The sequence below is a fragment of the Italian clover phyllody phytoplasma str. MA1 genome (assembly GCF_000300695.1).
Classification (GTDB): domain Bacteria; phylum Bacillota_I; class Bacilli_A; order Acholeplasmatales; family Acholeplasmataceae; genus Phytoplasma.
This window is the reverse complement of record NZ_AKIM01000061.1, coordinates 1-8,272: the sequence shown is the minus strand read 5'-3', so window position 1 is coordinate 8,272 and position 8,272 is coordinate 1. Positions and strand designations below refer to the sequence as shown.

The 8,272-nt window shown below is 26.1% G+C and carries 8 protein-coding genes; 6 read left to right on the top strand and 2 right to left on the bottom strand.

Translation table 11 applies throughout. The features are described 5' to 3' along the window. Positions 1–90 precede the first annotated feature (90 nt). The 6 genes from pduL (at position 91) to RI01_RS02410 (ending at position 5,870) form a co-directional block, all read left to right on the top strand. Complete coding sequence (pduL, locus tag RI01_RS02435) at positions 91–672, top strand: phosphate propanoyltransferase (protein ID WP_017193086.1); 582 nt, start codon at positions 91–93, stop codon at positions 670–672. A gap of 144 nt (positions 673–816) precedes the next feature. Beyond that, complete coding sequence (locus tag RI01_RS02430; protein ID WP_017193085.1) at positions 817–2,121, top strand: HD domain-containing protein; 1,305 nt, start codon at positions 817–819, stop codon at positions 2,119–2,121. Beyond that, entirely contained in the window at positions 2,118–2,933 is an 816-nt protein-coding gene (rsmA, locus tag RI01_RS02425; RefSeq protein ID WP_017193084.1) for a 16S rRNA (adenine(1518)-N(6)/adenine(1519)-N(6))-dimethyltransferase RsmA, read from the top strand. Before RI01_RS02430 ends, rsmA begins: the two co-directional genes overlap by 4 nt. Before the next feature lie 136 nt (positions 2,934–3,069). Next, on the top strand, positions 3,070–3,438 hold the full coding sequence (gene spoVG / locus RI01_RS02420) for a septation regulator SpoVG (RefSeq protein ID WP_017193083.1): 369 nt from the start codon (positions 3,070–3,072) through the stop codon (positions 3,436–3,438). Between the two features lie 60 nt (positions 3,439–3,498). Continuing rightward, positions 3,499–5,526 (top strand): heavy metal translocating P-type ATPase, encoded by a 2,028-nt coding sequence (locus RI01_RS02415; protein WP_235728186.1) that lies wholly within the window; start codon positions 3,499–3,501, stop codon positions 5,524–5,526. Positions 5,527–5,663: 137 nt separating this feature from the next. Next, positions 5,664–5,870 carry a hypothetical protein gene (locus RI01_RS02410; RefSeq protein ID WP_017193081.1) on the top strand — a complete coding sequence of 69 codons (207 nt, stop codon included), beginning with the start codon at positions 5,664–5,666 and terminating at the stop codon, positions 5,868–5,870. Between the two features lie 148 nt (positions 5,871–6,018). Here the strand turns inward: RI01_RS02410 and RI01_RS02405 are convergent, their stop codons facing one another. Continuing rightward, positions 6,019–7,497 (bottom strand): MATE family efflux transporter, encoded by a 1,479-nt coding sequence (locus tag RI01_RS02405; protein ID WP_017193080.1) that lies wholly within the window; start codon positions 7,495–7,497, stop codon positions 6,019–6,021. Positions 7,498–7,586: 89 nt separating this feature from the next. Continuing rightward, positions 7,587–8,063 carry an NUDIX hydrolase gene (locus RI01_RS02400; RefSeq protein WP_017193079.1) on the bottom strand — a complete coding sequence of 159 codons (477 nt, stop codon included), beginning with the start codon at positions 8,061–8,063 and terminating at the stop codon, positions 7,587–7,589. Positions 8,064–8,272: the final 209 nt, after the last annotated feature.

Here is an 8,272-nt window from a genome sequence, read left to right as displayed (position 1 = left end):
AATAGTATATATATTTTAAGTTATAAAATTTTATATAATAAAAATGTATAATTTAAAATATTTTTGATTAAATTTAAGGAGAAAAAAATCATGTCCAAAAAAATACCTGTAGGTGTGTCTGGAAGACACGTTCATTTAACACAAAAAACATTAGATATTTTGTTTGGTAGCGAAAATTATCAATTAAATGTTTTTAAAAATTTAAAACAAGTGGGTCAATACGCTGCTGAAGAAAAGATCGATGTTATGAGTCCTGAAGGCAAATTAATTACAGGCGTACGTATTGTTGGTCCAGTTAGAAATGTTGATCAAGTGGAAATTAGTCAAAGCGATAATTTAAGATATAAATTTAAAGCCCCTGTAAGAAGTTCCGGAGATATTAAAAATTCTGATAAAGCCACTTTAATTGGTCCAAAAGGGCAAGTAGATATCGCTGAAGGGGTTATTTTAGCAGACAGACATATTCATTTTTCTGAAGAAGAAGCTAAAGAGTATGGCATCGTAGATAAAGAAATGGTAAATGTTAAAATTGATGGCATTAAACCAGGCGTTTTAGAAGATGTTTTGTGTCGTGTACATAAAGATTACAGATTAGAATGTCATTTAGATACTGACGATGCTAGCGCGTTTTTATTAAAAAGCGGAGATTCAGTAACTTTAATTAAGAAATAATTGGATTTATAACTTTTTTAAATAAGGTTATTTGGTCAAAATGCAACAATCATCGAAAATATATAATTATGATCAAAATATTTTTTATTCCATATTTCTAAAAAATAACATTTTTTGGATAAAAAAGAAAGAGTCATATGTATAATGTGTAAAAAAAATAATTTTAAAGAGCCGAAAAAATTTCATAGACCAGAAGTTTTTAGAGATCCAATTTATGGTTATATTTATTTAGATTATCTTTTTTTAGAAAGGTTGATCAATACTAAAGTTTTTCAACGATTAAGACGCATTAAACAATTAAGTTTTGTTAATGTAGTTTTTCATGGCGCGGAACATTCACGTTTTTCTCATAGTTTAGGGGTTTATGAGTTGTCAAGAAGGTTTTTAGAAACTCATAAATTTCAACTATCAGAAGAAATTTTTTCTTTAAGAAACAAATTAATTTTATTGACCGCTTCTTTACTTCACGATATCGGTCATGGCGCTTATTCTCACATGTTTGAACGCATTTTTAAAACTAATCATGAAGAAAAAACCGCTCAAATTATCGTTAATAATGAAGAAATCAGAGCTATTTTAGATTCCATAGATCAAGATTTTAAAAAAGATGTAGCTTCTGTTATTAAAAAAGAAAAAGATAACGAATTTCAATTGATTCAACAACTTTTAACAAGTCAATTAGATTTTGATCGCTTAGATTATTTAAAAAGAGATTCGTTTTTTACAGGTGTTTATTATGGACATATAGATACTGATCGTTTGATTAGAATTATTGATATAGAAAAACGTGAACAAAAATATCAAATAGTTTTTAGAAAAAACGGTATTTCCGCGATTGAAAACTATTTAATCAATCGTTATCATATGTATAGACAAGTTTATTATCATCCAAAAATCAAAGGTTATTCAATCATTTTAGAAAAAATTTTCATTAGAATAAAAAAATTAATTTCTGAAAATTATTTTTTTGATAGTTATGTTGTCGTTCTTTTGAAAGATTTTTTAGATCAAAAACAAGATTTAAATAAAAATTTAGAAACATATTTAAAAATAGATGATTTTTACGTTAATTCTTTAATTGTTCGCTTACAAGAAGATAAAGACGTTATTTTAGCGAATTTATGTCAAGATTTTTTAAACCGTAGCATATGGAAATATAAAGAAAATAACGATAAGAATAAAGAAATTATAAATAAAATTAAAAAACATTACGGCGTTAATGGCGAATATTACACTTTTGAAGATAATTCTATTACACAAGATGCTTATAGAGAAGATGACGACAATGTTAGCGAACAAATTTTTATTTCGTCCCATAATTCATCGAATAATCGAATTCAGCCATTAAGTCGAGAATCAACCATTATTAGTAGTCTAATGGATGGTGTTATGCAAAAAGAAAACCGTAAGTTTTTTTATTATAGAGAGTGTTCAGATAAAAAAGAATGAAACCAAAACACATAATTAAAAAACAATACGGTCAAAATTTTTTAAATGACGTTAATTTATTGACTTATATAGTGGAAAAAGCTGACTTAGATAATCAAAATGTTGTGGAAATAGGGCCCGGGAAAGGTGCTTTAACTAAATTAATCGTTACCAAGGCAAAAAAAGTTGTGGCTTACGAAATAGACACTTCTTTAAAACCTTTTTTACAATTTGATTCTCATTTCGATATTAATATTATTTACTATGATTTTTTAAAAAGAAATTTAGAACAAGATTTTCAAACTTATTTTCAAGAAGAGGATATTGTTTTAATAGGTAATTTGCCTTATAATATTACCTCTCCTATATTATTTAAAATTTTATTTTTGCCGCAAATAAAAAATTTCACTATTATGGTACAAAAAGAAGTAGCTTTGCGTCTTTTATCTAAACCACACAATACTACTTATAATTCTATAAGTGTTATTTTTCAGTCTTTAATGGTAATTAGTCAAATTAAAGATGTGAAAAATACTATGTTTTTTCCTAAGCCAAAAGTAGATAGTATAGTTTTAAAGTTCGAAAGAATCCTTTTAGAATCAACAAAAAAAGCTTTTATAGAAAAGAAGTTTTTTACCTTTGTTAAAGCTTCTTTCCAACAAAAAAGAAAAAAATTATTAAATAATCTACATTCTTATTTTAAAATTTCTAAAAAGGAATTAATGCCTTTTTTTGACAAAAATCAACTTTCTTTAGATATAAGAGCAGAACAAATAGGAATTGCACAATTTCAACAAATAGCGACCTCTTTTTTTGATTTTTTTGTTTTATAAAGAAAAATTTCTCACTTTAATTTGAAAAATAAAATAATAAACTCTTAATATTTTTTATAATTATGTTAAAATAGATTTATAGTTTAATTAGATTTATTTTAAAATAAAAAATATAAGAGTTAGGGGAACAATATAAATGCAAGTTACCGATGTTAGAGTCAAATTACACAAGAGTGAAAATAGATTAAGAGGTGTTGCTTCTGTTACTTTTGATAATGCCTTTGTTGTTCATTATATTAAAATTATCGAAGGAGAAAGAGGCATTTTTATTGCAATGCCTAGTATTAAAACCAATTCTGATGTTAAAAAACCTAATTATATTGATATAGCTCATCCTATCAATACCGAAACAAGAACTATGATTGAAAACGCCATCATAGAAACTTATAAAGAGATAGTTGAAAGAGCAAGATTAAATGAAGAAAAAAAACAAGCTCAATTAGAAGAAGATTCGCAAACTGAAACTGAATCACAAACAAATGAAGAAGATTCTTCAGAAGAATAAATTTAAATAGAAAATAAAGAATGAAAAAAATATTTTTTTGAAATAGAGGTTAATAATTAGTTGACTCATAGTATGGAAAATTACAATAATATATATAATAACCAAGAACAAACCCATAAAAATCAAAAAACATATTTTTTTCTTTTTATTTGTGGTTTGTTATTGTATGCTTTAGTTTTTTTACCTATTAATTTTTCTGGTGTTTTGGATAACAAAGAAAATTATAAATTACCACTTCAATATACCTTAACAATCCTTATTTTGTTTTTTACAGGTTGTCATGTTATTATAGAAGGTTTTGTAGAAACTTATCAAGATACAAAAGAAAATAAAAAATTTACCCCAAACGTTCATATTTTAATGACTTTAGGTGCTTTGGGGGCGATTTATTTACAAAATTTTAACGAAGCAATTTTATTGATTATTATTTTCGCTACTGCTAATTTTTTAGAAGAATATATTGAAAATAAAAACCAAAAAGAAATTAAAAATCTTTTAAAAATGGCTCCTACTCAAGCAAGATTGTTAAAAGAAAACGGCGAATTTGAATTAATAGAAGTAGAAAAATTAAAAATAGGCGATAAAGTTATCGTCTTAAACGGAGATCAAATTCCTTCTGATGGTATTATTATTTCTGGAACTTCTTCTATTGACGAATCCAGCATTACGGGAGAAAGTATTCCTGTTGATAAGAAAGTAGGTGATAAAGTTCTTGGTAGTAATATTAATGGCAATAATACTTTAATTGTTGAAATTATCGCTACGGTAGAAAATAATATTTTTACCAAAATTATTCAATTATCTTATCAAATGAAAAATAATATGTCTAAAAGAGCTAATTTAATTAAAAAATTAGAACCTTTATATGTAAAATTGATAATGTTAATTTCTGTTGGTATTTTATTATTTAGTCAAATAATACATTATTATTTTGACCCTTCTATTCCTTATTTCGAATTTACACATATTTTTAATAAAAGTATGGTCTTTTTAACTGTAGCTTCCCCTTGTGCTTTGGTCGCTTCTGATGTCCCTGCTACTTTTGCTTCTATTTCGCATTTAGCTAAAAATGGTATTTTATTGAAAAATGGCAATTCTTTAAGTAATTTATCCAACATTAAAGCTATTGTTTTTGATAAAACAGGAACTTTAACTACCGGCCAAGCTACAGTCAAAGAAATTTTTTTTCATTCGGAAATAGAAGAAAAAGATAAAATAGATTATTTAACTATTTTATGTAAAATGGAGCAAAAATCTAACCATCCTTTAGCTTTTGCTATCAATAAATATTTAAGTCAAAGTTTTACATTAAATAATATTCCTGAAATGCAAGTTGATAATTTAATTGGCGTTGGTTTAGAATCTTTTCATAAAGGTCGTCAATATAAAATATCTAAATACAACTCTTTCACTCAAGTTTCTGAAGAAATAGAACTAAAAACTAAACATCTTTTAGAAAAAGGTAATACAGTGCTTTATTTTAGTGAAAATGGCAAAATAATTATGGTAATAGCTATTTTGGATGTATTACGTCCTGAAGCTGAACAAATGGTGAATTACTTTAATGAGAATAACATTCATACAATCATGTTGACAGGCGATAATGAAAAAAACGCTATGGCAATAGGAAAAAAATTAAACGTGGATTATGTTTTATCTGATTGTTTGCCAGAAGATAAATCTAATAAAATAATCGAAATCAAAAGCAAATACGATATGGTAGCTATGGTAGGTGACGGAATAAACGACGCCCCTGCTTTAGCTAATTCTGATGTAGGTATTACCGTGCAAGAAGGCACCGATGTAGCTATCGATATTGCCGATATGGTTTTAATGAAAAATAATTTAAATAAAATAACTTATGCTCATAAAGTTTCTAAGAAGTTAAATAGTATAATATTTCAAAACATTATATTTTCTATTGGGGTTATCGTTATTTTATCTGTAACTAATTTTATCGCTGATATTAAACTACCTTGGGCTGTCTTTTTACATGAGATTAGTACTATTTTAGTCCTTGTAAACTCTTTAAGAATATTAACCAACATTAAAGAAAAAGACCAATTTTCCCCTTTTCCGACTAACTAAATGAACTAAATATTGATTATAAAAAAAAGCCACTATATCTTTTTTTAGTGGTTTTTAACTTATATAATAGTTTTTGTTTTTTACATAAATGTTTTAATATTATAAAAAGCTATTCTATGCAGAAAAAGAGTGATATTATGTTTAAAAAACAAGATAAAAAGTTCCGATTGAATATAATTTTAAAAAACGTCGATCCTAATACAGTTAAGATTGTTGTTTTTAAAAATTTAGATCGTAAAACTCATTTTAAAGATGGTTCTAATATACTTTTTGTGAATCCTAATGTTTTAAAAATGGTAGAACAATTTTTACAAGAAAAAAGGTTAAAACAAAACAAAAAGTAAAAGACTAAAGAGAATAATGATTAATCGACTCTTTTAATTATTTTAAAAATCCTCCCTTAATGAAAAAACTTCTCTCACGTTTCAACACAGAAAGAAAAAAGACTACTTGAAATCAAGTAGTCTTTTATTCGCCTTTAAAATGCTCATATTATAGGCGCATATCTTCAAAACCATTTTTTTTAATATCTTTATAAAATTTAAAATAAAAATAATAAGCAACCGAAAAGAGAAGGATTGTGTTCGTTGTTAGATTGGCATAATGATATCCTCTCCAAGATTCATCCGCTTTTTCGTATTTGTTCCAAGGTGATGAAAGGCTAAATCCTAAAATAATGATGAAATAAATTCTTAAAAACACTCTTAATAAAGCGAAAAACATATCAATACGAGGTTTTTTAAAAGGTATCATACTTCTAATCATTATTCCTTTAGTAACAACTGTATAAAAGCCAGAAATAGAAGCGATCACGATGCCTAGTTGAAATTGTTTTTCTCTTTCTCCTTGTAACCTTTGGCCTTTGATTAAAGAACATATGTTTGTGCCAAAAAAAGCAAAAAGAATGGTGAAAACAAAACCTAAAATCATATTTAATAATAAAGTTTTTTTAATTGTTTCAAAAGCTCTTTTTAGATTTTTATTTGCTAGGTTAGCCGAAATAATAGACAATTGAGTCTCTTCTAAAGCAAAACCAAAATTCAAACCGATGGCTGCTATGCTATCACCTATTTGAACCGCGCTTAAACTTCCGCTTGGATAAACTTTCCAACTGATAATAAGTATAATTAGTCTTCCAATTTCATAAATTAGTTTTCCGCCCAAAATAGGTAAAGCCAATTTTAAAATATTTTTCAATATATTAGTTTTATTGTTATCCACTTGTTCGCTGTCTGTCAATTCGTCTTGATCTTTTTTTAAAGAAATAACAAAGAAAACCACTAGAAAAATAGTTACTAAAAAACTTGATAAAGCAGTAGAAACCCCTAACCAATAAGGATCTTTCTTATCAAAACCATAAACGAATAATAAATTGATAGATACTTTGAAAAAAACAAACAAAGTGTTGGAAAGATAAATAGTTTTAATATCCCCTTTTGCTCGTTCTAATCCTAATAAGACCGTATTAACAGCCATTAAAACTCCTGAAATAATTAAAAAAATATAATATTTATAAACTGTTTTAAAAACTTCTTCTTCCATGCCGGAAAAGACTTTATGTAAAATAGGACTGCCGATTATGACAGCTATTAAAGCGATGCTGAAAGTAATACCTATAATAGAAAAAAGAGTAGTTTTAATCATTTTTTGAGCAGTTTTATAATTCTTTTTAGCGTATTCTTTAACTATTAAAACTATGCCTGCTGTAGCCAAAGATAAACCCATAAAAGAAAACATATTTTGAATACTGCTGATTATAGCAAGAGAATCGGTAAATTTTTCAGACCCTTCGGGTGTAATTGCCATAAATAGATCGATATTTTTAGGCATCACTTGAAAAGCTATATTGGTTAAAGCGATAGGGATGACCAACATTAAAAGGACTTTAAATAAATTGCCTTCTAAAAATAATTTTTGTTTGGCTTTTTGCTTTAATTGTTTTTTCTTAGAACGTATTTCTTGTTTAGACATTTTAATGAAACTCCTTTATTTATTTAAAAAATAACAATATATTTTTTTATAAAAAGATGTTTTAATTTGATTCACAAGGCCAAATAAGGTCAAATATTGTTCATTTTATTTTTGGAATTTTTGTATTGAATAAAATCTTTTAAAAATTTTTTGTCCATCATCATCATATCTTCAATAGGCAAATCTTCTTCATTGAACCATTTTAAATCAGAAACTTCATCATGTTGTTGGTTAGGTTGTCCTTCTGTTTTGCTAACGATAAAACCCATCACTACAGGATAAACAATATCGCCATTAGGATAAATGATTTTAATATCTTCTCCTGCGTATGTTTTGAAGCAATTCATAGTAACAACATCTAAATCAGTTTCTTCTTTTAACTCTCTTAAAGCGGCTTCTTTGAAATTTTCTCCTAATTCCATAGCTCCGCCATGAAGACCCCAAATTTGAAAATCTTTTCTAAATTGAAGCAAATATTTATTATTTTCATAAACAATAATAGAAGTTCCTGGAGAAAAAATCGGATCGTTCCCTATTTTACTACGTAATCCCTGAATATAAGACATTTTTTTAATTACCTTTCTGTTGTTACTTTTTTTCAAATATTTATCGAAAAATATTAATTTTTAAATAAATAATGATTATAAAAACATATGTAACAACTTAACCAAAAAACAAATGCTTACAACTTTAATAAAACAAACTCATTTTTTAAATATTAATTAAAAAATGTCAATATTTTTCTATGTATATTTGCTTATAAAAATTAATTTTT

Coding starts and splice junctions, on each gene's coding strand:
- pduL (WP_017193086.1), top strand. CDS start 91: ATGTCCAAAAAAATACCTGTAGGTGTGTCTGGAAGACACGTTCATTTA.
- RI01_RS02430 (WP_017193085.1), top strand. CDS start 817: ATGTGTAAAAAAAATAATTTTAAAGAGCCGAAAAAATTTCATAGACCA.
- rsmA (WP_017193084.1), top strand. CDS start 2,118: ATGAAACCAAAACACATAATTAAAAAACAATACGGTCAAAATTTTTTA.
- spoVG (WP_017193083.1), top strand. CDS start 3,070: ATGCAAGTTACCGATGTTAGAGTCAAATTACACAAGAGTGAAAATAGA.
- RI01_RS02410 (WP_017193081.1), top strand. CDS start 5,664: ATGTTTAAAAAACAAGATAAAAAGTTCCGATTGAATATAATTTTAAAA.
- RI01_RS02405 (WP_017193080.1), bottom strand. CDS start 7,497: ATGTCTAAACAAGAAATACGTTCTAAGAAAAAACAATTAAAGCAAAAA.
- RI01_RS02400 (WP_017193079.1), bottom strand. CDS start 8,063: ATGTCTTATATTCAGGGATTACGTAGTAAAATAGGGAACGATCCGATT.